We start from the raw sequence: 24,870 nt of genomic DNA, 5'->3' as shown, positions 1-24,870 counted from the left end.
TGGTGGACAGGGTGGGGTTTGAACCCACGGCCTCCCGCGTGTGAGGCGGGCGTTCTCCCACTGAACTACCTGTCCACTCAAAGAACGAAGGCGAATTCTACCTAAAACGCGACCCCGAATCAAGCATTTTCAGCAGGGTTCCACCGTGAGGCGGCAGGTTTCGCCGTGAAGAGGCAGGTTTCGCAGTGAAGAGGAATGCCGGAAGAGAAGTAAAAACAACCAGGGGAGGTCTCCCGAGGCCGACTCCGGAGGCACGGAGAAGAACCATAACGAATGACAGCACCGTAAAAAGTCCTATTTTGCCCGCGAATCACGCGAATGAACGCGAATCATAATTCAATATACAATAAATATTATTCATGCTATAAATTCGCGTACATTCGTGTTATTCGCGGGAAATCCCCCTTTCGCGACTTTTTGCGGGGCCGTCAAGAATGTTTTGCCTATGAAATACAATTGCCTTTCTCCGTGCCTGTGCCTCTTGCGAGAGAAAAAGACTTTTTGCGGGGATTTCATCGTTTTGCGGGGTCGTCTGATTCGGGGGGACGGACCGCCTGCTTGCGCGCGCGGCTCTGTAAATTCAGGGGGGGGCGGGGCCGGGGACGGCGAGGCGGGAAGGGAAGCCTCACCTCGGCCGGCAGCGAAGGGTGGCGAAGACGCCCCGCCCGGGCATGGCCACGCCGGACAGTTCCTCGTAGACCGTGTCGGTGGCGTTGTCGATTCGGACCTCCAGTTCCCAGGGGCCCCGCGTGTACGCCAGGGCCGCCGAGAGAACGACGTAGCCCCCGCCCGTCAGGGCGCGGTGCTTGTAGCGCACGGTGACGCCGGGCCGCAGGGAGCGTTCCGGGAAGAAGTCCGCCCCCACGGTGAGAACGTGCCGGGCGAAGTCGGCGGCGTAACGGGTCTGGAGGGGGGACGGGGCGAGGTCGAAGTCGGTCCAGGCATACCCGGCCAGGGCCCGGACCCACGCGGCGGGCCGGACGTTGAGCTGGAGCGAGACCCCGTCCACCAGCGCCCGGCGGATGTTGGCGGCCACCCAGGGGTCCGTGTCCGACGCCCGGACGTAGTCGATCAGGTCCCGCTCCCAGCGGCGGAAGACCGTGGCGGAGAGGGTGCAGGTTTCGGAGGCGTACCAGTCCAGGCCGCCGTCCACGTTCCACGCGGACTCCGGGCGCAGCGCCGGGTTCCCCCGGAGAGTCGGGCTCCAGTAGTACAACTCGGTGAAGGAGGGGACCCGGAAGGCTTTCCCGGCGGAGGCGCGGAACTTGAGCCGCGGGACTGCAAAGACGGCCGCCCCGGCGCCGGGGGACCAGGCGGACCCGTAGGACGAGTAGGCGTCCCACCGCAGGCCCGCCTGAAGGGAAAGGCGGGGGGTGGGCCCCCAGTGGGAATCGACGGCCAGCGCGGCGCGCTGCCGGGCGTGGTCGCCCAGGCGGGAGGAGCGGATCCACTCCCCCGACACCTCGCCCAGGGCCGCCAGCGAGGCCCTGCGACCCTTCGCCAGGAAGGTGGAGAGCTTTCCCAGGAGCACGTCGGTGGCGTGGGTGTTCCGGTAGCGTTCCGGGTGGTCCCGGAAGAGGACGAAGTCGTCGTCGTGACGGCGCCAGGCCAGGTCCACCGTGGTCCGGTGCGCTCCGCACCACCCCCGCTTCAGGCGGGCGCCCAATGCCAGGGCGCCGGTCCGGGTGGCCTCGAAGGAGGGGTAGGGCCCGTAGAAGCCCGCGGCGCCGAAGCGATGGTCGAGCCAGCCCCCGGTGAGGCGGAGGTCCGCCGTGGCCGTGTCGAGGTCGGCCCGGCCCCAGAGGCGGCCGTACCGGTCGTCCCGATCGTCGGTGAAGCCGTCCGAACGGTTGAAGTCCGCGAAGACCTCCCCCGAGACCTCCCCCGATCGCCCCCCGGCAAGGCCCGACGCCCCCGCTGTCCCGAAGCTGCCGCCCACGGCCGCGGCGGCGATTTCCGTTCCCGCGGGCTTGCGGGTGACGAGGTTGACGACGCCGCCCACGGCCTCGGAGCCGAAGAAGACGGACTGGCTCCCCGTCAGGACCTCCACCCGCTCCACCCTCTCCCAGGGCACGGGGAGTTCCAGGTTGAAGTGGGCCGTCTGGGGGTCGCTCCAGCGGACGCCGTCCACGCAGACCAGCACCCCGGAGAAACTGGAGCCGCGGATGCGGATGTCGGCCTGGAGCCCGTTCGGGGTGCGCGGCTGGAGGTCCACCGGGGCCGCCAGGGCCAGGACGTCGCCCAGGGTGCGGACGGGCAGGCCCTTCAGCCGGTCCCCCTCCAGGACGACGCACTCCCGCGCCGTCTCCCCCAGCGCCTCGGGTGACACGCTGGCGCTCACGATCACCGAGCCGTGAACGGTCGGTTTCGCCGGTTCCTCCTCCGCCTGGGCGGGGGTGAGGAGAACGACGAGGACGGCCATCCCCGCCAGGAGTCGGGAAGCCGTGCCGGGAAGAGGGGAAAAGCGGGCGACCACGGGTCCCCGGGAACACGCGGGGGTGGCCGGGGGAAAGCGGTCGGGGCCACGCGAACCCGCTGAGGGGCCGGACCCGTCACCGGGAGCGTTGCCCCCCGTTCCCGGGGTCTCACCGGGGTTCGCGGCGGACAGGCCGCGATCCCGGCAGGGGAGGGGTGCGTCGGTTTTCATGATGCCTTCGTGTCCTTGCGCTGAACCATTTCTTCCGTCATCCTCGTGCGTCTCGCCGTCGTTCGAGCCCGTGGCCCCGCACGGCGGCCCCGGGGCCCCCGGGGAAGTCCCGCGACCGGTTTTCAGGGGGCGGGTGGCGTCACGGTGACGAGGACGCCGCGCCAGTCCTCCAGGAAAGCCCGGCGGGACAGGGTGCGCAACCCCCGGAGGGGGTCCCCCACCGTCACGGCGTCGGGCCCGACGGCCAGCACCACCACCCAGTGGTCGATCCGCCAGCTCAGGCGGACGGTGGCCAGGGCGGGCAGGGGGGTTTGGCGCAGTTCCTCCCACCCGGCCCGGACCAGGCCCACCCGCAGCCCTTTTCCGGCCAGCGCACGCCGGAGGCCGCGACAGACGAGGAAGAGGTCCGTCCCCGTCATGGCGTTGGTCTGGCACAGCTCGGCCATCCGCCGCTCGTCGCAGGGGACGCCGATCCGGTTGAGGAAGGTGGCCGCGGCCGCCGCCCCGCAACTGTAGGGGGAGGACTGCAGAACGACGCCGTCGGTCCCGGGGCGGCCGGTGAGGCGGGCGTGGTCCATCCGCAGCGTGACCACCACCAGGAGCCCCTCGAAAAGCGGGATGAACAGGGCCAGGGCGAGGGCCAGCAGGCGCACGGCCCGCGTCTGGACGAGGGGGATCGCCGTCCCCAGGAACAGCGAGGCCACCGGGAAGGCCAGGATCAGGCGGACGTCCGCGTACCAGTCGTAGGGGAGAAGGCGGTACTCGATGTCGGGAAAGAAGAGACAGAAGCCGCGGGCGAGAATCACCGCGACACACAGGCCGATGGAAACGCCAAGCGCCCGGCGGCCCCACCGCCTTGCGGCCAGGTAACCGCAAACCGTGGCCGCGACGATGACGAGCCAACTCCCGACAAACCAAAGCGCCTGCATCGCCCCTCCTTGCCCCGGCCGCGGCCGGACCGTGAGGATAGCGTTTCGACCCCGTTCTGTCAAGGGGAGGCGAACCCGCGACAGAAGCGCGACAGCGTGTTCTCCCGCGGATAACGCGAATTGGAATCCGATCAACCGGACGCTGAAACTACGGCTTCCAGGGGTTCAGCACGACAACACCCGCCCCCTCGAGATCCCCGACGTTTCGGGTAACCAGGGTCAGATCATGGACTTTGGCCGAAGCCGCGATCCAGCCGTCCTGAACGGGGATTCGGCGACCGTCCCGGGTCGCGCGGCCTTGCAGGGTCCCGAAAGCCCGGGCAACCTCCAGGTCGATGTCGAGGATCAACTGACGCCGGGTTCGAACCAGTTCTTCCAGCCAGTCCGACAGGCGGTCCCGCTTTACGCCCGGCTCCATCCGCTCGATGCCCTGGACGATTTCGGCCACGCTGACCACGCTGATGTACAGACGATCGTCGGCCTGCCCTCCCACCCATGCCTTGACGCGGGTGTCCGGCTCCTGCTTGACGAGTTCCGACAGGACACAGGCGTCAAGGAGGAAGGCGTTCACCAGGTGAACTCTCTCCCCTTGTCCCTGTCTCGTTCGATGACCAGGGTATCCCCGGCGCCGGCGAAACGGCGGCAGAGCCCGTACAGTCCCTCACCCGCGGCTTGAGACCGCTGGAATTCCTCCACGGACACCACCACGACCACTTCCTTCCCGTGGCGGGTGATGACCTGGGGACCTTCCGACCCCGCCCGGCTGATCAGCTCGCTCAGACGGGCCTTTGCTTCCTGAACCTGCCAAGCCTTCTTCATGTGTTTCTCCCCGAACCAACCTGGACAGTCTGACCAGAATGATCATAACGCAGGGAGTCCCCGGCTTCGATTTGCTTTTCGGATCTGAATTACTCCCGGGAAACTCTTTATCCCCCATGTTATAATTGCGTCCGGAGGCAGCGGAAAAATGCGTGTCGTCCTCTTCGATCCCCCGCCCAAGCTCGACTGGACGCCCGGGTGCGGCCTGACCAAGGCCGGGCGCCGCTGGCCCAGCTACAGCGTCACCGGGGAGCGCACCTTCAACTACTTCTACCTCTCGGCGGGGGCCGTCCTGCGGCAGGGCGGCCACGAGCCGGTCTACCTGGACTGCCAGGTGGCGGGCCTCGGCGTCGAGGCCGCCGTCGATCGCCTCGTAGCGCTCGCCCCCGACCTGGTGGTGTGGTACGTGGACCAGATCAACATCGACGTCGGGGCCGCCATCCTGGGGCGCGCCCGGGAGCGGACCCGCTTCCTCTGCGCGGGCTGCGGCCCCTTCGTGACGCCCCTGGACGAGGAGTTCCTGAAGGCCTGGCCGGTGACCGACCTGGTCATCCGCGGCGAGTTCGACCTCGGGGTGCGCGACCTGGCGGACGGCCTCGTCGTGCGGGCGGACTGGCGGGAGGTCCCGGGGGCCTCCTTCCTCCAGGGGGAAACGGTGTACCGCACGGGGCCGGTCCAGCACGTGGCCGACGTGGACGCGCTCCCCATCCCGGCCTACGACCTCATCAACCTCCACGACTACACCGAGAGCGTGAACACCAAGCTCCCCGTGGCCACCATGACCACCTCCCGGGGCTGCCCCTACCGCTGCGTCTACTGCTGGTGGCCGCAGACCCTCTACAGCCACAAGTGGCGCCCCATGAGCCCGGAGCGGGTGCTGGCCGAGGTGAAGCACCTGGTGCGCGAGCACGGGGTGCGGGAGATCGAGTTCGACGACGACATCTTCGAGTTCGACCGGGACCGCGTGGTGGCCATCTGCGAGGGCTTCCGGAAGGAGGGGATCAAGGTCTTCTGGTCGCCCCAGTGCCGCCCCGACAAGGTGGACCGCGACCTGCTGCGGCTAATGCGGAAGGTGGGCTGCAAGCGCATCCTCTACGGCTGCGAAAGCGGCGTCCAGGAGGTCCTGGACCGGATGAAGAAGGACTTCACCGTGGAGGACATCGCCCGGGCCACCCGGGAGACGAAGGCGGCGGGGATCGACGTCCTGAACTGCTTCATGCTGGGCTTCCCCTGGGACACCGAGGAGACCCTCGAGCGGACCGTGGACTTCGCCTGCCGCATCAACGCCCACTTCACCCAGTTCGGGATCCCGACGCCGCTTCCCGGCACCGAGTTCATGCGCTTCGTCCGGGAGGAGGGTTACCTCCTGACCGACGACTGGAGCCGGTTCTCGGGCTTTTCCCAAGCGGTGGTGAGCTACCCGCACCTCCCCCGCGAGCGCCTGGAGTTCTGGGAGAAGGAAGCCTACCGCCAATACTACCTCCGGGCCCGGTACATGGGGATGATGGCCGTTCGGTCCCTGCGGTCCTTCGACCATCTCCACCAGACCGTCAAGCTTTTCCGGGCCTTCCTGAAGCGCCGCCGGGCGGGGTGGATGTGATGGGCGGACATCAAGCGACGAGAGGAGAAAAACCATGAGTTCCCCGATGAAGGTCGTCGTCCTCTGCGGCGGGATCGGCACCCGCCTGCGCGAAGAAACGGAGTTCCGCCCCAAACCCATGGTCAACATTGGTTCCCGCCCGATCCTTTGGCACATCATGAAGTACTACGCGCAGTTCGGTTTCCGGGAGTTCGTCCTGGCCCTCGGGTACAAGGGCGAGATGATCAAGAACTATTTCTGCCATTACGAGGTGATGAACAACGACGTCACGGTGGAACTGGGGCGCCCCGAGAACCTCCGCATCGAGCAATTGCACGGCGAGGCCGGGTGGAAGATCACCCTGGCCGACACCGGGGAAAAAACCCTGAAGGGGGCCCGGCTGAAAAAACTCCAGAAGTACCTGGATGCGGACACGTTCATGCTGACCTACGGCGACGGCATCACGGACGTGGACCTCCACGCGCTGCTGGCGTTCCACCACGCCCACGGGAAAATCGCCACCGTCACGGGGATCAACCCGACCTCCCGCTTCGGCGAACTGAAGACGGACGGCGACCGGGTGGTGTCCTTCTGCGAGAAACCCCAGAACCGGGACGGCCTGATCAACGGCGGGTACTTCGTCTTCAACCGGGCGATTTTCAACCACCTGACGACCGACGAGTCCTGCGACCTCGAAACCGGCGCCCTGGAGCAGATCGCGATGGAAGGGCAGTTGATGGTCTATTACCACCAGGGCTTCTGGGCCTGCATGGACACGTACCGAGACATGGAGTATCTCAATCGGCTCTGGGACGAGGGCCAGGCCCGGTGGAAAATCTGGTAAGCGAGCGGCAACGTCTATGTTCGAAGAAATATACCGTAACCGAAAAGTGCTCGTCACGGGACACACCGGCTTCAAGGGGTCCTGGTTGGCCCTGTGGCTCCGCCGCCTGGGCGCGGAGGTTGTCGGCTACGCCCTTCCCCCGCCGACGGAGCCGAATCATTTCCGGTTGATCGCCCCGGACATCGACTCCATCGTCGGCGATGTCCGGGATCCGGCACACCTGGTCGAGGTTTTTCGGAAACACCAGCCGGAAATCGTCTTTCACCTGGCGGCCCAGGCCATCGTCCGGCAGTCGTACCGGGACCCGGCCGAAACCTTCGCCGTCAACGTCATGGGGACCGTCCACGTGCTCGAGGCCGTCCGCGCCTGCGGCACCGTCCGCGCCGTCGTCAACGTGACCAGCGACAAGTGCTACGAAAACAGGGAATGGCCCTGGGGGTACCGGGAAAATGACCCCGTGGGGGGCCGCGACCCTTACAGCGCCTCGAAGGGGTGCTCCGAACTGCTCACCCGCGGCTGGCGAAGCTCCTTCTTCAACAACGACGACTATGGCAAGACTCACCACACGCTCCTGGCCAGCGCCCGGGCGGGGAACGTCATCGGGGGCGGCGACTGGGCCGCCGATCGGCTGACCCCGGACATCGTGCGCGCAACGGCCATCAAGCAGAAAGCGCAGATCAGGAACCCGCGGGCCGTCCGCCCCTGGCAGCACGTCCTGGAACCCCTGAGCGGCTACCTCCTGTTGGGGCAGCGGTTGCTGGAGGGGCGGAAGGATTTCGCCGACGCGTGGAACTTCGGCCCGGGTGAAACCGGACACGCGACCGTGGAAACGATGGTCGGGCTCATGAAAGCGGCTTGGCCGGACATCGAGCCCGAGACCCCGTCAACCGCCGGAGAACCGCACGAGGCCGTCACCCTGAAGCTGGACTGCTCGAAAGCGCGGGAGCAGCTTCGGTGGGAACCGGTCTGGGATGCCCGTCAAGCCGTCGAGAGCACCGTCCGGTGGTACCGGGCTTATTACGCTTCCCGGGAGGTGAAGAGCCCCGAGGATCTCGACCAGTACCAGGAGGACGCTCGCTCCCGGAAAGCGGTCTGGACACAGTCATGATCTTCAACGCGACACCGCTTCCGGGCGCTTACGTCGTCGAGGTCGAACCCCTCCGGGACGCGAGGGGGTTTTTCGCCCGGACCTTCTGCCTGAGGGAATTCGCTTCGGTCGGCTTCCGGGGATCGATCGTGCAGGTCAACCATTCACGGACCCGGCGCAAGGGGACGATCCGGGGAATGCACTACCAGGCTCCCCCGGCGTGCGAGGCCAAGATCATCCGGTGCATCCGGGGGACGGTCTTCGACGTCATGCTCGATCTTCGTCGGGGATCGCCGACGTTCCTGCGGTGGCACGGCGTGGAACTGTCCGCGGCCAGCCTGCGCACGGTGTTTATCCCGGAAGGTTTCGCGCACGGTTTCCAGGCGCTGACCGCCGGCGCCGAGATGCTCTATCTCCACTCGGCTTATTACAGCCCCGACCACGAGCGCGGGCTGAGGTTCGACGACCCGGCGGCAGCCATCCGCTGGCCCCTGCCCCCGGGTCCGATTTCCCCCCGGGATCGCGGTTTCCCGCCGGTGGGACGGGATTTCGAGGGGGTGCAGCCGTGAAGTGCCGATTCTGCGGGGAACCCTTGGCCCACGTGTTCATCGACCTGCTTCACGCGCCCCCGTCCAACGCCTTCCTGACCCGGGAGCAGCTCGACGAGCCGGAGACCTACTACCCTCTGAAGCTGTACGTGTGCCACGCCTGCTTCCTGGTGCAGATCGAAGAGTACAAGAAGGCCGGGGAGATCTTCGACGCGGGTTATGTCTACCACTCCTCCTTCTCGAGCACCTGGCTGGATCATGCCCGGCGTTACGCGCTCATGATGATCGGAAGGTTCGGATACGGGCCCAACAGCCGGGTCGTGGAGATCGCCTCCAACGACGGCTACCTGTTGCAGTATTTCAAGGAGAAATGCATACCTGTCCTGGGCATCGAACCTTCGGCGGGTACGGCGGCCGAGGCCGAGAAGAAGGGCATCGAGACCCGGATCGACTTCTTCGGTCGAAGGCTGGCCCTCGAGTTGGCCCGACAGGGTTGGCAGGCGGACCTGCTGATCGGGAACAACGTCCTGGCCCATGTGCCCGACCTGAACGACTTTGTGGCCGGGCTCAAGATCGCCCTGAAGCCGGACGGGGTCATCACCCTGGAGTTCCCCCACCTGATGCAGTTGATCGACCATTGCCAGTTCGACTCCATCTACCACGAGCACTTCTCCTACCTGTCCTTCCTGACGGTCCGCGACGTTTTCAGGCGGCACGGCCTGGCGCTGTTCGACGTGGAGGAAATCCCGACCCACGGGGGATCCTTGAGGATCTTCGCCCACCACGCGGAGGACCGCGCCCGGGAGACGTCCGCACACGTCCAGGCGCTGGAGGAGAAGGAGCGCTCGAGAGGAATGCGAGACCCGGCGTTTTATCTGGGTTTTCAGCAGAATGCCGAGAGAGTCCGGTACCAACTCCTCCGTTTCCTCCTCCGCCAGAAGGCCGGCGCCAAGAAGGTCGCGGCCTACGGGGCAGCCGCGAAGGGCAACACCCTGTTCAACTTCTGCGGGGTCCGTACGGACCTCGTGGCTTTTGTCGTCGACGCCTCGCCCTTCAAGCAGGGGAAATTCCTCCCCGGCAGTCACATCCCCGTCGTGACGGAAGCCGAGTTGCGGGCGTACCGGCCGGACTACGTCCTGGTCCTCCCCTGGAATCTCCGGGACGAGATCATGGCCCAACTGGATTACATCCGGGCCTGGGGAGGCCGTTTCGTGATCCCCATCCCGCAGGTCGAAGTCTTGGCATGAGTCCGGCTCCACCGGCAAAGGCGGCGAAATGAACGGAAACAGCGCCCGGAAAGTCCTGGTGACGGGAGCGGGCGGGTTCATCGGCAGGCATTGTCTCCCGAAACTGGCGGCGGACGGTTTCACCGTTTTCGCCACCGACATCCGGTCAGCCGGCGGCCCCTCCCCGAAGTGGTCGTGGCAAGCGGCCGACCTGATGGATTTTCGGCAGACCCGGGACCTGCTGGCGTCAACCAGGCCCACTCACCTGTTGCACCTGGCATGGTGCACCCGGCCGAACGACTACCGGGACACGCCGGACAACCTCCGGTGGGTCTCGGCCAGCCTGAACCTGATCCACGAGTTTCGGGCGGGCGGCGGAGAGCGTGCCGTGTTGGCCGGGACCTGCGCGGAATACGACTGGTCGAACGGTTTTTGCGTGGAAGGGTTCACTCCCCTGTCTTCCGCCTCACTCTACGGCATCAGCAAGGACGCTCTCCGGCGGGTTCTGGAAGCGTTCTCCCGGGTTTCCGGGCTCAGCAGCGCATGGGGGAGGGTGTTCTTTCTGTACGGGCCCGGCGAGGACCCCGACCGCCTGATCCCCTCCGTGATCCTGAACCTGCTGCGGGACAAGGCGGCCCCCTGCTCCCACGGCGGCCAGGTTCGCGATTTCCTTTACGTGGAGGACGTCGCCTCGGCGTTTGTCTCCCTGTTGGGGAGCCCGGTCGAAGGCCCGGTGAACATCTCGTCCGGCTGCGGGGTGGCGCTGCGGGAACTGGTCCTGGCCGCTGCCGCTGCCCTGGGCAGGTGCGAAAACGTGAGGTTCGGCGCCTTGCAGGCCCCGCCGGGGGAGCCATCCCGGATCATCGGGGAAAACCGCCGCCTGGTCGAGGAGGTGGGTTGGAGACCGGCCTTCGACCTGACGACCGGAATCGCTCGGACCGTGCGGTACTGGAAGGAGAAGGTTCACCCATGAAGACAGCACCGCCCTGCCCGGTCTGCGGGAGTGAGAGGACCCGTTCGTTTTTACGGCGGACCTCGGTGCCGGTGCACCAGAACCTGGTGTGCCCGACCCGGCAGGACGCGCTCCAGGTCGCCCGGGGAGACCTCTCGATGAGGGCGTGTCACACCTGCGGTTTTGTCTTCAACGCCGCTTTCGAGGAAAGTCGCTTGTCCTATGGCGTGAGCTACGACAACACCCAGTCCCACTCCGCGTTTTTCAGGCAGCACCTGCTCGAACGGGCGACACACCTGGTCGGCTCACGCGATGTGACCGGCTGCCGCATCGTGGAGGTCGGGTGCGGCAAGGGGGAGTTCCTGCGGCTGCTGGTCGAGGACCCGGCTCACGGGAACACGGGGGTCGGATTCGACCCCAGCCACGACGGGCCCTTGTCCGACTGCGGAGGGCGCATGCGCTTCGAGCACCGCTTCTTCGACGAGACCTGCACCGGGCAGGCGGACGTCGTCATCTGCCGACACGTGATCGAACATGTTCCCCGGCCGGTGGGCCTTCTGTCGGCGGTCCGGCGGGCGGTCGGGGGCGGGGGCCCGACCAGGGTCTTCCTGGAGACGCCTTGCGTGGAGTGGATCCTGCGCCACCGGGTTTTCTGGGATTTCTTTTACGAGCATTGCTCCCTGTTCTCCGCCGGCTCGCTGAAGATAGCCTTCGAGCGTTCCGGGTTTTCCGTCCGCAGTGTCGGGCACGTCTTCGGCGGGCAATACCTGTGGATCGAGGCCACCCCCGCGGGCTCCCCGGAAGAGACCCCCCCGGATGCCCGGGACATCCCCCGACTGACCCGCGGATTCGCCGTCGCGGAAAGCTGTCTTCGAGCCGCGTGGTCATCGCGGATCGGGCAGTACGCGGACGCGGGGAAGGTCGCACTCTGGGGCGCGGGAGCGAAGGGATGCACCTTTGCCTGCCTGGTCGACCCGGAGAATCGGCTCATCGATTGCCTGGTCGATCTCAACCGCAACAAGCAGGGGAGATTCGTGCCGGGAACCGGGCACCCGATCCTCGGGGAGGAGCGGCTGCCCGATCGGGGCGTGCGGACCGCCATCCTGATGAACCCCAACTATCGCGAGGAGAACACGGCGATGCTCGAACGCATCGACCGGACAATCCGACTGGTGGAATGACAACCATGAGAATGATCCTGGACACCGACACCCAAACGCTGACCGAGGATGACGGCGGGGGGTCCCGTCAATTCGATCTCTACACCCGGGAGGCGTTCGAGTGCCTCTCCCGCCACTGGGTGCGCCTGGGCTGGAACCAGAAGTACCAGTACACCTTCTCCTGGATGGGGCGACCGGTCATTCAGCTACCCGAGGACATGATCCGCGCCCAGGAGGCGATCTACAGCGTTCGGCCGGACGTCATCGTAGAGACCGGCGTAGCGCACGGCGGCTCCCTGGTTTTCTACGCCAGCCTCTGCAAGGCCATCGGCAACGGGCGGGTGATCGGTGTGGACATCGAGATCCGCCCGCACAACCGGGCCGCCATCGAAGATCACGACCTGTTCCCTCACATCACGCTCCTGGAGGGGAGTTCCACGGATCCCCGGATCGTCGGGCAGGTCAGGGACCAGGTCCGGCCGGGAGAATCCGTCATGGTCTTCCTGGATTCGAATCACACCCGGAGCCATGTCCGAGCGGAACTGGACGCCTACGGTGAGCTTGTCACCCCGGGGTCCTACCTGGTCGCCACCGACGGGATCATGAAGGACCTCCACGACGTGCCCCGGGGCAACCCCTCCTGGGAGTGGGACAATCCCCAGGACGCCGTCCGTGAATTCCTCGAAAGCCACCCAGAGTTCGTCCCGGCAACCCCGACGTGGCCTTTCAACGAAAGTGCTCTGTGTAAAAACGTGACGCATTGGACCAACGCCTGGCTGAGACGGTTGTGAAACCGATGAGACGGAACATCGCCGCCAACATTATCGGCAGCGGATGGCAGGCCCTGATGGGGCTGGTCTTCGTCCCCTTCTACATCCTGTTCATGGGCGTGGAATCCTACGGGTTGGTCGGGATTTTTACCATCCTCCAGGCCCTGTCCGGTTTTCTGGACCTGGGGCTCAGCGCCACCCTGACCCGGGAGATCGCGCGCCTCTCCGTTCTCCCGGGAAAGGACCAGGAAATGCGTGACCTGGTCCGGTCGATGGAGATCATCTACTGGAGCCTGGCCGGTGTCATCGGGGTGATCATCGTGGGCTTGTCCCCCGTCATCGCCCACGACTGGGTTCAGACCGGCCGCCTTTCTTCCGGGTCCGTCGAGCAGGCAATCCGGATCATGGGCTGCTCCGTGGCCCTCCAGTGGCCGGCGGCCCTGTACTCCGGGGGACTCCAGGGGCTCCAGCGTCAGGTCTTGCTCAATGTCGTCGTCGTCGTCGTGAGCACCCTGCGCGGGGCCGGCTCCCTGTTGGTCCTCTGGGCGATCTCCCCCACCGTCCAGGCGTTCTTCTTGTGGCAGATCGTCGTCAGCCTGCTCAACTCCAGCCTGCTGGCTCACTTTCTGTGGGATCAACTCCCCCGGACCGAACGACACGCCGTTTTCAGAAAGAACCTCCTCCTGGGCGTTTGGCGATTCGCCGCCGGGATGAGCGGGATCTCGATCCTGGCCATCGCCCTGACCCAGATGGATAAGATCATCCTGAGTAAGATGTTGAGCCTGGAGGCCTTCGGCTATTACATGCTGGCCGGTGTCGTCGCCGCGTCGCTCGGCTTTCTGACCCTCCCGGTTTTCTCGGCCATTTACCCCAGGTTCACGCAACTGGTATCCATCGAGGACTGGCAAGGCCTGAAGCGTCTGTATCACCGAAGCTGCCAGTTCGTATCCATCCTCATCCTTCCGGTCACGGTGGTCATCGCCCTGTTCTCCTACGAGATCCTGCTGCTGTGGACGCAGAGCGAGGCCACCGCCGGGAAGGCCTCGACCCTCGTGAGCATCCTGATTTCGGGCACGTCCCTCAACGGCATCATGAGCATCCCCTTCGCCCTGCAACTGGCTTACGGGTGGACGCGATTGACCCTGACGACCAACCTGGCCGCGATCCTCCTGGTGATCCCCCTGATCATCCTCATGACCCGCGAGTATGGGGCATCGGGGGGTGCCTCCGTCTGGCTCATGCTCAACGTGGGTTACGTTCTCCTCACCGTCCATTGGATGCACCGCCGTCTCCTGCCGGGTGAGAAGTGGCGCTGGTACCGGCAGGACGTCGCCCTTCCCCTGCTGGCGAGCTTGGCGGTGGCGGGAACCGGGCGGCTCGTGGTCCACGCGGGACAGTCCCCCGCGATCCTGGCCGTCGGCCTGGCCGGGATCCTGTTCCTCTCGGCGGCGGCGGCATCCTTCGCAGCCCCCGCGTCCAGAGAATGGATTTCGAGCAGGGTGCCGGCCCTGGCCCGGCTCAAGGGTAGGCGGTGATGCCCTCCTCCCCCCGGATCACCTGTGTCGTACCGACATACCGGCGCCCCCGCATGCTGGCCAGGGCGATCCGCAGCGTGCTCAACCAGTCCGTCGAAGACCTTCGGGTGCTCGTTTCGGACAACGCCTCGGGAGACGGGACGGCCGAGGTCGTCCGTTCCCTTTGCGAGTCGGACTTCCGGGTGAGCTACCGCTGCCAACCGGCAAATGTCGGCATGCACGCCAACTTCCGCGATGCGATGTCCCGGGTCGACACCCCGTTCTACAGCCTTCTGAGCGATGACGATGTTCTCCTGCCCGACTTCTACCGCACCGCCCTCGACGCGTTCGAGACGTACCCCGGGGCCGTTCTGGTGGCCTTGGAGGTCCCCTGCGTAACCCAGGACGGGAGGGTCCACGACGAACCCCTGTCGGCCTGGGACCGCTCCGGCCTGTTCGCCCCCCCCGAGGGCGCCCACCGCGTGGCCGGCATCTCGCACCCCACCGTCACGGGGATTCTCTTCCGCTCGGAGTTCCTGGGCACTTCCTGTGCCCTGATGAAACCCGAGATCCACGCCGCGGATTACGAGATCATTCTGGAGGCCGCGCTGAACCACCCGATCGTGACCGTGAAGCGTCCTGGGGCGCTCTTCGTCTGGCACCGGGGGCCCAGGGCGTTACCCCCCGACCCCTTTCACCCGGTGGACTACTTCCTGGGGCATATCCACCGGGCAGAGGAGGACGAACGTTTTCCGGAGGAGGTCAGGGCGAACGTCCGGAAACGGTGGTCGCGATTCCTTTCCGGGTACCTGGGGGATCTGGCCATCCGCCTGAGCCTGCTCGGCAACCGTGCCGACGCGCAAAAGGCCCTGTCCCTGCTGGCCCGGGAGATCGGACGTCCCGGCAGGGCCCGGGCCCTCGGGGCCTTCCGCCGCTTCTCGCGATGCCTGCCCGCGCCGCCCCGCCGGCTTCTCCTGGCGGGGTACGACGCCCTGACCCGCTGGGTGTACTGGGGCAGTTTTCACGCACCCCGCGTGAACCGGGGCTACCGGGAAGCCCTCCGTTTGGATTGAACCGCTTCGGGAGAAAACCCCGGCACGGGTCGTGTTACAATCCACCCTCTGGAGGCGACGCGTGGACAACGAGCATACCCCGGCCGCACCGGCCCCCGCGCAACCCGGCCCCGCCCGCTCCCCGGGCGGCGGGCGGGGGGTGGTCGGCGAACGCCCGCGGCGGCCCCCGCGCCCCCGCAGGGAGGCGACCGGATGACCCCCCGCATCGTGGTGAACACGCGGGCGCTGTTGCGGCCCTTCCTGGGGGTCCAGCGGTACCTGACGGAACTGCTGGCCCGGATGGGCGACCGGGTGGACACGGTCTGCCCCCCGGGCCGGCCGGGGATGGTGGGGGGCTTCCTCTGGGAGCAGGTGCGCCTGCCCGCCCTCCTCCGGGGCCGGCTGCTGTGGAGCCCCAGCCAGGGCGGGCCGCTGGCCGTCCGTCACCAGGTGCTCACAGTCCACGACCTGCTGCACTTCGACTGCCCGGAAGGCTTCACCGCCCGGACCCTCCTCCTCACCCGCCTGACCCTCCCGCGGCTGGCACGCCGGGCCCGCCGGGTGATCTGCGACTCCGGGTTCACCCGGGGCCGCCTGATCGCCATCGCCCGGGTGCCGCCGGAGAAAGTGGAGGTGGTGTACCTGGGGGCGGACCCCCGCTTCCGGCCCTGCCCCCCGGACGCGGTGGAGCGGGCGCGGGCCGCCCTGGCCATCCCCACCCCGTCCTACGTGCTGAGCCTTTCCGCCCTGGAGCCCCGGAAGAACCTGCCCCGGCTGCTCGCGGCGTGGGGCTCGGCCCAGGCCTCCCTGCCGGAGGACGTCTGGCTGGTCCTCGCCGGGGAGAAGGGGGAGCGCCAGATCTTCCGCTCCGTGGCGTACGGCGGCGTCCCGCCCCGTGTCCACTGGACGGGCCGGGTGGACGACGCCCTCCTGCCGGCCCTCTACAGCGGGGCCCGGGCACTGGTCTACCCCTCCCTCTACGAGGGCTTCGGGCTCCCGCCGCTCGAGGCCATGGCCTGCGGGACACCCTGCGTCGTCTCCGGGGCGGCCTCGCTGCCGGAAGTGACCGGGGACGCGGGGATCCGGGTGGACCCGCTTCAAACCGGGGAAATCGCCGCGGCGATCCAGTCCGTCGTGCTGGACGCCGGTCTCCGGGAGCGCCTGTCGGAGGCCGGCCGGGCCCAGGCTTCCCGCTTCTCGTGGGACAGGGCGGCGGAGGAGACCCTGGGGATCCTGGCCCGGGAACTCCCGGGGGGTCAATCCTCCTCGTAGATCGGTTTCTCCAGGTCCAGCCGCCGGACCAGGCGCCGGGAGTGGAGGACCGCGATCATGACGGCCGCGGGGAGGACCCAGCCCAGCAGCACCGCGCCCGGCGACGCGGCGAAGGCCCGCTGGGGCGCGCCCTGCACCCCGCCGGCGGAAATCAGGAGGAAGTGGGCCAGGACGGTGACCGCCGCCGTCAGGACCATCTTCCGGGCCCGGACGTGGAAGGCGTAGGCCACCAGGAGTGCGGGGACCACCAGCAGGGAAAACCCGGCGGCGGCGGCCAGGGCCTCCGGGAAGACGTCCCCGGGGCCCGTTGCGCCGCCCGCGAGACGGACGGAGGGGAAGACCCCGGGGAAAATCAGCCAGTAGGAGACCGCACACGCGTAGTAGGCGAGGGTCCCCAGGAGGCCCAGGAACTGGGAACGCCCCCCGATCCGGCGGATGTAGCCCACCCGCGTCCGGGTCCGGGGCCGGCCGTCCTCCAGCACGGTCTCTGGCCGGGGTGGGTCCTCGATGACCGGGATTCCCGTGAAACGCTCGACAAAACCGGGTTCCCCCCCCTCCTCCGCGGCGGCGCCCGTTTCCGCTTCGCCCGGGAGGCGGTCCCGCCCGGCGTCCGGCCGCCCGGAAACGGTTGCGCCCGTCCGTCGGCGACCCCGGCGGTGCAGGACGTACATGACCGAGAGAAAGGCCAGGACGGCGACCAGCAGGGCCTGCATCCGGAACATCCCGGCCAGGATGGCCCGGACGCGCGGGGACGTGACCACCACGGGCAGGTGCAGGCTGGGGTCGAGGGGGTCGTAGGTGACCGTGACCGTCTGGCCGGGGACCGGCGTCGTCCCGAAATCCCTCACCGACATCCGGCCGCGGGCCGTGCTGATGCCGCCCGATGCCATGATCTGACCCGTCCGGAGGGTGCCGGACCCGTCGGTGAACGCGTATTCGTAGTGGGTCAGCTCATCCCGCTGCGTTTTCTCGACCCAGGACCGGGTGACGCGGCCGGTCACGGTCCGCCCCTCGTCCCGGAGCCGCCGGTAGTCCTCCCAGACCCGCAGGTGGAGCACCGTCACCGCCACCAGGAAAAACCCGATGACGGCGAAGAACAGGATGAAGCCGAAACGGGCCCCGGTGTCCCCCGACGGCCGGGTCGGCTTGAGGACGACGTCCCGGTGGCCCCCTTTTTCGAGAAACCGGAGGGCCTGTTCCTCGCCGGCGGCCTCCACGTGCCCCGACGCCCGGCGTCCGCCCGCATCGCGGGATCGATAACGGAAGATGCTCACGGTCCCCTCGCGACGAAAGTCGCCCTATTCTGCCGTGAACCGCCCCGTTTGCCAACCCTAAAATGCAGGCTCGTCAACGAAGGGTGCAGCGCGGGGCTCCGTCCCGCACCGGTGCAGCGCGGGGCTCCGTCCCGCGCCGGCGCAGCGCGGGGCCCCGTGAAAACTCGTTGCCAAATCGCGCTAGGTTTTGGGGACCCCCATCCGAGACGTCGGCGGGGAGCGGTTGGAGGGAGATCTCCCGATCGAGGGTCCTCTGCCCGGATTGCGTCTTCTCCGTGCCTTTGTGAGAGACATTCCGGGAACTTTCCCCCGGAGGCGGGGCGGCCCGGTAGAGGCAAACTTTCGTGCCCCATGGCCGCAACCCCGGCGATCCGTTTCCGTTGCTGTCTTTGCGCCTGCGAGATCAAGAACCGGATCGGCTCTCGCCAAGGCGCAAAGCTCGCGAAGGAAGACCACCCTGGCCGTAAAACCTTGCAAAGAAAATTCTTATCGCGGAGGGTGTCAATATCCCGAAGGGATATGGGATTTTAGCCGGCGGGTGTTCCCCATAGGGGGTGCTCCCGCCGGTTGCAGGCGGTTTCGTGACCGTGCGCCCCGGAGGCGGCGCCGGAAAACCGCGGGCCGCCGGGTCACGGTCGTCCCCGAAATCCTGCATGGTCTGACGACGATTTATTACGTTGCGTACTACTCGGTCACAGCAGCGGGATGTTGTGGGCGCGGCAGCGCCCCGCCATGTCGGGCGGCCAGAGCCCCACCTGGATCTCCCCGATGTGGGCCTTCCGCAGGAAGTACATGCACAGCCGCGACTGGCCGATCCCGCCGCCGATGGACAGGGGCAGCTCCCCGCCCAGCAGCCGCCGGTGAAAGAGGAGTTCCCGGCGGGACTCCGCCCCCGCCAGGGCCAGCTGCCGGACCAGCGCCGCGGTATCGACCCGGATCCCCATGGACGAGATCTCGAAGGCGCACCCCAGCACGGGATTCCAGAGGAGGATGTCGCCGTTGAGGCCCCGCCGGCCGCCCTCGGTCTCCGTGGACCAGTCGTCGTAGTCCGGCGCCCGCCCGTCGTGGGGCCGCCCGTCCGCGAGCGGGGCCCCGATCCCGATGATGAAGAGGGCCCCGCACTCCCGGGCGGCGCGGTCCTCCCGTGCCTTCGGCGCCAGGCCCGGGTAGAGGGCCCGCAGGTCCTCCGCGTGGACGAAGGCGATGTCTTCCGGCAGCTGGAGGGGGATCTCGGGGTAGTGGTCGTGCACGTAGAACTCCAGGCGCTTGATCACCGCGTAGATCTTCCGGACGATCTGCCGGAGGAAATCCAGGTTCCGGTCCCCCGCGGTGATCACCCGTTCCCAGTCCCACTGGTCCACGTAGAGGGAGTGGAGGTTGTCCAGTTCCTCGTCGGCACGGATGGCGTTCATGTCGGTGTAGATCCCGAAGCCCGGTTCGAAGCCGTAATCGGCGAGCGCCAGGCGCTTCCACTTCGCCAGGGAGTGCACGATCTCCGCCTCCATCTCCCCCAGGTCCTTCACCCGGAAGCAGACCGGCCGCTCCACGCCGTTGAGATCGTCGTTGATCCCCGTCCCCCGGGGGACGAAGAGCGGGGCCGTGACCCGGGTCAGGTTCAGCTCCGTGGCCAGGTTGACCTGGAAGAAATCCTTGATGGCCTTGATGGCCTTTTCCGTCTGCCACAGGCCCAGCGCCGGGCGGTAACCCTCCGGCAGGATCAGTCGTGCCATGTCTCACCTCCTGGATTCGCGACGCCCCGGGGCGCCCGTTGTCGAAAATCATACTTTTCCCAATATATTTTGTCAACACAATGATTTGTATTGACAGAACATAATTGTTTATGCAAAATATCCCCATAGATATTGTCGTTTTGTCATTTCAGAGCGAGGGGAGGACACCATGCACTGCGAAATCGACAATCTGGACCGGGAGATCCTTCGCCGGCTCCAGGCGGACGCCCGGAGGCCGTTTTTGGAAATCGCCCGGGAGCTGGACGTGGCGGGGGGCACCATCCACGCCCGGGTGAACCGGCTGAAGGCGGAGGGGGTGATCCGCGGGACGCGAATCGACCTCGACCACGCGAGGCTGGGTTATGCCGTTTCGGCGTTCATCGGGGTGAAGCTGGTGAAGGCGCGGGACTGCCGGGAAGTTCAGTCGCGGCTCCAGGCGATCCCGGAGGTGGTGGAGGTGCACTACACCACCGGCGCCTACAGCCTCTTCGTCAAGGTGGGGGTGCGGTCCATGGCCGAGCTGCACGCCCTCCTCTTCGACCACCTCCAGGCCATCGAGGAGATCCAGTCCACCGAGACTTTCGTCATCCTGGACTCCACGGTGGACCGGGAGCTGCCCGTCTGAAAACCCGGCCGGGCGTTCCCGCGGACGGCGGGCCCGCCCTACCTCGCGAGGGCGGCGAGGGCCTGGCGGAGTTCCTCCGCCTTGCGCAGCAGGACCTGCCCGGTCTTCTCCGCCTTCTGCCGCAGATCGGGGGTCGGGCAGCCGGGCAGGTCGATGGTCATCTCCGGTGTTTCCACGGACGGGATGTTGCCCAGGACCAGGCGCACCAGCTTCCCCTGGCGGAAGTAAGCCCGCATTTCCGAGGGCGGCGCCAGGTCGAAGGCGACGCCCCCGCAGAGGTCGGTCCCCGTGGTGTGGACGAAGGCCACCGACCCGTCCTCCGCGAAGTAGAAGCGCGCGACGGCGTCCCCCACGGCGGGAAGCACCTTGCGGAGGACCAACCGCCGCAGGTGGAAGGGCGCGGCGTAGGGGTCCTTCTCGAAATCCGCCTCGGTCCCCCCAAGGTAGTGGACGACGTACCCCGCGGGGTTCTGGCCGCCCCCCAGCTCGAACCGGGCCTCGCGGAAGGCGCCCTGGGCGACGCCGTCCTCGACGGCGCGGTAGAGGGCGCGGACGCCCTGGATGGCGTTCGTGTTCGCGGGGGCCGTCGTCCCGTCCGGTGGCGTCCCCGCCCGGAGCCCCGGCAGCGCCAGGGCGAGCAGGGCCGCCAGGGCGAGCACCCCTCCGGCACGTCCCGACGTCGCAGACCGGATCAGTGAATCCTTCATGACTGTTCCTCCCGTTCAAGATCCGCGCTTCCATTTTACCCGGCGGTCCCGGATTATTCACGACATTTTCACCGGGAACCGGCATTTCCCCTCCCACGCGACGGAAACCGGGGGAGACGTCCTGCTTCGGCCCCGGAAACCGACTTTCGCGGGGCCGCCTCTTCCCCGTCCGAGTTCCGTGGTTTCCGACCGGAGCTGCGTCTTCCTCACCAAGTTGCCAGTTCGTCCCTCTCACGAACGCAGAGCGGAGGTCGGGGGCCGCCCCCGTCGGCTTTGACTGTCCTTTTGGTCCTTTTGCCCCTTACAGCCCCTGGGTTTCAGGTTTCGGAGGATGCATGGGCCTTGTTGGGGCCGCGCCGCTCCGGCGGCCTGCGCGGCGCGGTCAAAGCGGCGCTCCGGCCGCCTTCGCGCCGCACTCCGCAAGGCAGGCGACGCCTTTGCCGAAGCCGAAGGCGATACTGGCAACGATAGCGATGCCGATGGCGATACCGATGGCGATATCGATAGCGATACCGATAGCGATACCGATAGCGATACCGATACCGATAGCGATGCCGATGCAGGCATGGATAACGGCAGGGATGGAGCCGGGCATACAGCCCTGCGGCCTTCTGCCATAAATCTCGAACCCGGGCCCCGGTTGAAACGTAAACAGGTTTTTTGCGGGAGGAAACCATGCGAAACACCCTCGGGACCTTTCTGTTGACCCTGGCCGGCATCCTCGCGGCGGCCGCGCCCTGCCCCGCCGCGGACGTGCGGGACACCGTCCTGCTGTCTCAGCCGGCGGTGAGCGTCCGGCACCTCGCCTTCGTCTACGCGGGCGACCTGTGGGTCGCCGACCGCGACGGCGGCAACGTCCGGCGCCTGACTTCGGGCCTCGGCGACGAGTCCCACCCCCGGTTCTCCCCCGACGGCGCCCTCCTCGCTTTCTCCGGGCGATACGAGGGGAACACCGACGTCTACACGGTCCCGGTGGAGGGCGGCGAACCCCGCCGGCTGACCTGGCACCCCGCCGAGGACATCGTCCAGGGCTTCTCGCCCGACGGGAAGGCCGTGCTCTTCACCTCGTCGCGGGACGTGTTCACCCGCCGGCACATGCACCTGCTGACGGTTTCCCTGGACGGCGGCATGCCGCAGCGTGTGCCCGTCCCCCACGCCTTCAAGGCCACCTTTTCCCCCGACGGGGGCCGCATCGCCTACCTCCCGCTCTACGAGGCCTTCCGCCAGTGGAAGAACTACCGGGGCGGGACTACCTCCCGCATCTGGCTCTACGACCTGAAGACCCGCGGCGTCGTCCAGGTGCCCCAACCCGAGGGGCGCTGCAACGACACGGACCCCATGTGGGCGGGCGACCGGGTCTACTTCCTCTCCGACCGGAACGGCGAGTTCAACCTCTTCGTCTACGACACCCGCTCGAAGAACGTCGAGCAGCTCACCGCCCACGCGGACTTCCCGGTCGTCTCGGCGTCGGCCGGGGGCGGCGTCATCCTCTACGAGCAGGCCGGTTACCTGCACCTTTATGACCCCGCCGCCCGCACGGCGCGGCGGCTGAAGGTCGGGGTGCCGGCGGACCTCCCCGAAACGCGGCCGCGCTGGGCGAAGGGGGCCAAGTGGGTCCGGGACTGGGACGTCTCCCCCTCGGGCGCACGGGCCGTCTTCGAGTTCCGGGGGGAGATCGTCACGGTCCCCGCCGAGAAGGGGGACCCGCGGAACCTGACCCAGACCCCCGGCGTGAACGAGCGCGGACCCGCCTGGTCGCCGGACGGGAACCGGATCGCCTGGTTTTCGGACGCCGGCGGGGAGTATGCCCTCCATGTCGCCCCCCAGGACGGGAAGGGCGGGACCGTGGTCTACAAACCCGGCGGCGCCGGGTTCTACGACAACCTGAAGTGGGCGCCGGACGGGCGAAAACTCGCCTGGACCGACAACGCGCTGTCCCTGTACTGGCTGGACCTGGACAAGGGCGCCGTCCGAAAGATCTCCTCCGAGGTCCTCTACGGGCCGGCCCCCACCCTCAGCTTCAACTGGTCGCCCGACTCCGCGTGGATCGCCTACACCCGCAACGCCGTCTCGAACTTCCAGCAGGTTTACCTCTACTCCCTGTCCGGGGACACGTCCACCCCGCTCACCGACAGCCTGGCGGACGTGGGCGAGCCGGTGTTCGACGCCTCGGGCAAGTACCTCTACATGCTGGCGTCCACCGACGCCGGGCCCATCCGCGACTGGTTCGCCCTGTCCAACACCGACACGCGGATGACCAACGCCGTCTACCTCGCGGTGCTGCCCCGGGATGTCCCCTCGCCCCTGGCCCGTCAGAGCGACGAGGAAAAAGGCAAGCCCGGGCCGGTCAAAAAAGACGAGGAGGCCCGAAAGGCGGATGCCCCCCCGGCGGACGGGGCCCCGGGCGGTCCCGACCGGCCCGCCGCCCCCGCCGACGCCGCGGCGGCCGGGAAGCCGAAGGGCGCGGAGAAGACCGCCGAGTCGCCGGCGGCCGTCACGGTGGATTTCGAGGGCCTCGACCAGCGCATCCTCCCGCTCCCCGTCCGGGGTGCGCTCTTCGCCCGCCCCACCGCCGGCGAACCCGGGAAGCTGTTTTACCTGAAGCAGGCGGAAGGGACCGGGCGGGGCGCCGGCCCGCGGGAGATGACCCTGTGCCGCTACGACCTGGACAAGCGGGAGGAGGAGACCCTCCTGGAACGGGTCATCGACTTCCGGGCCACGCCGGACGGCAAGAAGCTCCTGATCCGCCAGCCACAGGGCTGGATCGTCGCCGACGCCCGGGGCCGGATCGACCCCGGCAAGGGCGGGATGAGCCTCGACGGCGTGCAGGTCAAGGTGGAGCCCCGGGCCGAGTGGCGGCAGATTTTCGACGAGGCCTGGCGCATCAACCGGGACTACTTCTACGCTCCCAACTTCCACGGCGCCGACTGGCCGGCCATCCGGGAGAAGTACGCCCCCTTCCTCCCGCACCTGTCCACCCGGGAGGACCTCAACCGCGTCCTCCAGTGGATGTGCTCCGAGCTGGCCGTCGGCCACCACCGCGTCGGCGGCGGCGACATCCCCGGCAGTGTCGAGACCGTCCCCGGCGGGCTGCTCGGGGCGGATTACGAGGTCTCCGACGGGCGCTACCGTTTCCGGAAGGTCTACGGCGGCCTCAACTGGAACCCGGACCTTCGCTCCCCCCTCACCGAGCCGGGCGTGGACGTGAAGGCGGGCGAGTACCTCCTGGCCGTCAACGGGAAGGACCTCGTCCCCCCCGACAACCTCTTCGCCCGCTTCGAAAACACCGCCGGCAAGACCGTGGAGATCACCGTCGGCCCGGACCCCTCGGGCCAGGGCTCGCGAACGGTGAAGGTGGCGCCCGTCTCCACCGACGCCGCCCTCCGCAACCGTGACTGGGTGGAGGGGAACGTCCGCAAGGTGCACCAGGCCACCGACGGCCGGGTCGCCTACGTCTACGTCCCGGACACCTCCACCCTGGGACACACCTTCTTCAAGCGCTACTTCTTCCCCCAGGCCCAGAAGGAGGCCATCATCCTGGACGACCGGTTCAACGGGGGGGGGAGCTTCGCCGACTACTACATCGACCACCTCCGGCGCCCGCCCCTGGCCTGGTGGGCCATGCGGTACGGCGCCGACCTGCCGACCCCCCAGGCGGCCATCCAGGGGCCCAAGGCCATGATCATCGACGAGACGGCCGGCTCGGGGGGGGACTTCCTCCCCTGGATGTTCCACAAGCTCAAGATGGGCCCCCTGTTCGGCCGCCGCACCTGGGGCGGGTTGGTGGGCATCCTGGGCTTTCCCGTCCTCATGGACGGCGGCTACGTCACCGCCCCCAACCTGGCCATCTGGACACCCGAACAGGGCTGGGTGGTGGAGAACGAGGGCGTCCCGCCCGACATCGAGGTGGAGCAGCTTCCCGCGGCCGTCGAGCAGGGGCGCGATCCCCAGCTGGAGGCGGCCATCGAGTGGGTGAAGAAGCAGCTCCCGCCCGCCCCGCCCGCCCCGCCCAAGCGCCCGGCCTACCCGGTGAGGGTGAGGCGCTAGACGGGGCTGATGGGTCAGACGAGTCAGACCTGTCAGACAAGTCAGACCTGTCAGACGAGTCAGACGGGTCAGCGCTTTCCGATGCTTT

General features: G+C 67.6%; 21 protein-coding genes and 1 tRNA gene. 13 read left to right on the top strand and 9 right to left on the bottom strand.

Annotated elements, in window-relative coordinates; genetic code table 11:
• The 5 genes from KA419_03765 to KA419_03745 all read right to left on the bottom strand — a co-directional run bounded on the left by KA419_03765 (window position 1) and on the right by KA419_03745 (window position 4,395).
• Window positions 1-75 (bottom strand) — tRNA-Val (locus KA419_03765).
• Window positions 76-625: 550 nt separating this feature from the next.
• Window positions 626-2,647: a TonB-dependent receptor gene (locus tag KA419_03760; GenBank protein MBP7865043.1), complete on the bottom strand. Its 2,022-nt coding sequence runs from the start codon at window positions 2,645-2,647 to the stop codon at window positions 626-628.
• A 122-nt stretch (window positions 2,648-2,769) separates the two neighbouring features.
• On the bottom strand, window positions 2,770-3,576 hold the full coding sequence (locus KA419_03755) for a hypothetical protein (GenBank protein MBP7865042.1): 807 nt from the start codon (window positions 3,574-3,576) through the stop codon (window positions 2,770-2,772).
• Window positions 3,577-3,724: 148 nt separating this feature from the next.
• On the bottom strand, window positions 3,725-4,147 hold the full coding sequence (locus tag KA419_03750; GenBank protein MBP7865041.1) for a type II toxin-antitoxin system VapC family toxin: 423 nt from the start codon (window positions 4,145-4,147) through the stop codon (window positions 3,725-3,727).
• Entirely contained in the window at window positions 4,144-4,395 is a 252-nt protein-coding gene (locus tag KA419_03745) for a type II toxin-antitoxin system prevent-host-death family antitoxin (protein ID MBP7865040.1), read from the bottom strand. Before KA419_03745 ends, KA419_03750 begins: the two co-directional genes overlap by 4 nt.
• 148 nt (window positions 4,396-4,543) lie before the next feature.
• Here KA419_03745 and KA419_03740 point away from each other — a divergent pair, with 148 nt between their 5' ends.
• The 11 genes from KA419_03740 (at window position 4,544) to KA419_03690 (ending at window position 16,399) form a co-directional block, all read left to right on the top strand.
• A complete protein-coding gene (locus tag KA419_03740; GenBank protein ID MBP7865039.1) occupies window positions 4,544-5,995 on the top strand; it encodes a radical SAM protein in 1,452 nt (483 codons plus the stop codon).
• 46 nt (window positions 5,996-6,041) lie between these two features.
• On the top strand, window positions 6,042-6,818 hold the full coding sequence (gene rfbF / locus KA419_03735) for a glucose-1-phosphate cytidylyltransferase (protein ID MBP7865038.1): 777 nt from the start codon (window positions 6,042-6,044) through the stop codon (window positions 6,816-6,818).
• Window positions 6,819-6,834: 16 nt separating this feature from the next.
• Window positions 6,835-7,926, top strand: a complete 1,092-nt coding sequence (rfbG, locus tag KA419_03730) for a CDP-glucose 4,6-dehydratase (GenBank protein ID MBP7865037.1) — start codon at window positions 6,835-6,837, stop codon at window positions 7,924-7,926.
• Complete coding sequence (gene rfbC, locus KA419_03725) at window positions 7,923-8,474, top strand: dTDP-4-dehydrorhamnose 3,5-epimerase (protein MBP7865036.1); 552 nt, start codon at window positions 7,923-7,925, stop codon at window positions 8,472-8,474. The genes rfbG and rfbC overlap by 4 nt, the downstream gene beginning before the upstream one ends.
• Window positions 8,471-9,700 (top strand): methyltransferase domain-containing protein, encoded by a 1,230-nt coding sequence (locus KA419_03720; protein ID MBP7865035.1) that lies wholly within the window; start codon window positions 8,471-8,473, stop codon window positions 9,698-9,700. The genes rfbC and KA419_03720 overlap by 4 nt, the downstream gene beginning before the upstream one ends.
• Before the next feature lie 28 nt (window positions 9,701-9,728).
• Window positions 9,729-10,652, top strand: a complete 924-nt coding sequence (locus KA419_03715; GenBank protein ID MBP7865034.1) for an NAD(P)-dependent oxidoreductase — start codon at window positions 9,729-9,731, stop codon at window positions 10,650-10,652.
• Window positions 10,649-11,812: a methyltransferase domain-containing protein gene (locus KA419_03710; GenBank protein MBP7865033.1), complete on the top strand. Its 1,164-nt coding sequence runs from the start codon at window positions 10,649-10,651 to the stop codon at window positions 11,810-11,812. Before KA419_03715 ends, KA419_03710 begins: the two co-directional genes overlap by 4 nt.
• A 5-nt stretch (window positions 11,813-11,817) precedes the next feature.
• Window positions 11,818-12,582: a class I SAM-dependent methyltransferase gene (locus tag KA419_03705; protein MBP7865032.1), complete on the top strand. Its 765-nt coding sequence runs from the start codon at window positions 11,818-11,820 to the stop codon at window positions 12,580-12,582.
• Window positions 12,579-14,096 (top strand): oligosaccharide flippase family protein, encoded by a 1,518-nt coding sequence (locus KA419_03700; GenBank protein MBP7865031.1) that lies wholly within the window; start codon window positions 12,579-12,581, stop codon window positions 14,094-14,096. The genes KA419_03705 and KA419_03700 overlap by 4 nt, the downstream gene beginning before the upstream one ends.
• Complete coding sequence (locus KA419_03695; GenBank protein ID MBP7865030.1) at window positions 14,096-15,148, top strand: glycosyltransferase family 2 protein; 1,053 nt, start codon at window positions 14,096-14,098, stop codon at window positions 15,146-15,148. Before KA419_03700 ends, KA419_03695 begins: the two co-directional genes overlap by 1 nt.
• Before the next feature lie 192 nt (window positions 15,149-15,340).
• On the top strand, window positions 15,341-16,399 hold the full coding sequence (locus tag KA419_03690; GenBank protein MBP7865029.1) for a glycosyltransferase family 4 protein: 1,059 nt from the start codon (window positions 15,341-15,343) through the stop codon (window positions 16,397-16,399).
• Here KA419_03690 and KA419_03685 read toward each other — a convergent pair.
• Together KA419_03685 and KA419_03680 are read right to left on the bottom strand one after the other, a co-directional pair.
• Window positions 16,384-17,673 carry a hypothetical protein gene (locus tag KA419_03685; protein MBP7865028.1) on the bottom strand — a complete coding sequence of 430 codons (1,290 nt, stop codon included), beginning with the start codon at window positions 17,671-17,673 and terminating at the stop codon, window positions 16,384-16,386. The genes KA419_03690 and KA419_03685 overlap by 16 nt on opposite strands.
• A 692-nt stretch (window positions 17,674-18,365) precedes the next feature.
• Window positions 18,366-19,403: an aspartate--ammonia ligase gene (locus KA419_03680; protein MBP7865027.1), complete on the bottom strand. Its 1,038-nt coding sequence runs from the start codon at window positions 19,401-19,403 to the stop codon at window positions 18,366-18,368.
• 169 nt (window positions 19,404-19,572) lie between these two features.
• On the opposite strand from KA419_03680, the gene KA419_03675 reads away from it, so the two are divergent.
• Window positions 19,573-20,028, top strand: a complete 456-nt coding sequence (locus KA419_03675; GenBank protein ID MBP7865026.1) for an Lrp/AsnC ligand binding domain-containing protein — start codon at window positions 19,573-19,575, stop codon at window positions 20,026-20,028.
• Window positions 20,029-20,066: 38 nt separating this feature from the next.
• On the opposite strand, the gene KA419_03670 is transcribed toward KA419_03675, so the two are convergent.
• Window positions 20,067-20,735 (bottom strand): hypothetical protein, encoded by a 669-nt coding sequence (locus KA419_03670; protein ID MBP7865025.1) that lies wholly within the window; start codon window positions 20,733-20,735, stop codon window positions 20,067-20,069.
• 382 nt (window positions 20,736-21,117) lie between these two features.
• Window positions 21,118-21,330: a hypothetical protein gene (locus tag KA419_03665; protein ID MBP7865024.1), complete on the bottom strand. Its 213-nt coding sequence runs from the start codon at window positions 21,328-21,330 to the stop codon at window positions 21,118-21,120.
• An 80-nt stretch (window positions 21,331-21,410) separates the two neighbouring features.
• On the opposite strand from KA419_03665, the gene KA419_03660 reads away from it, so the two are divergent.
• Window positions 21,411-24,782, top strand: coding sequence for a PD40 domain-containing protein (locus tag KA419_03660; GenBank protein ID MBP7865023.1), 3,372 nt, complete (start codon window positions 21,411-21,413; stop codon window positions 24,780-24,782).
• The last annotated feature ends 88 nt before the right edge of the window (window positions 24,783-24,870 follow it).

This window comes from Acidobacteriota bacterium, assembly GCA_018001935.1.
GTDB lineage: Bacteria > Acidobacteriota > JAAYUB01 > JAAYUB01 > JAAYUB01 > JAGNHB01.
This window is presented reverse-complemented; position numbering and strand designations above follow the sequence as displayed.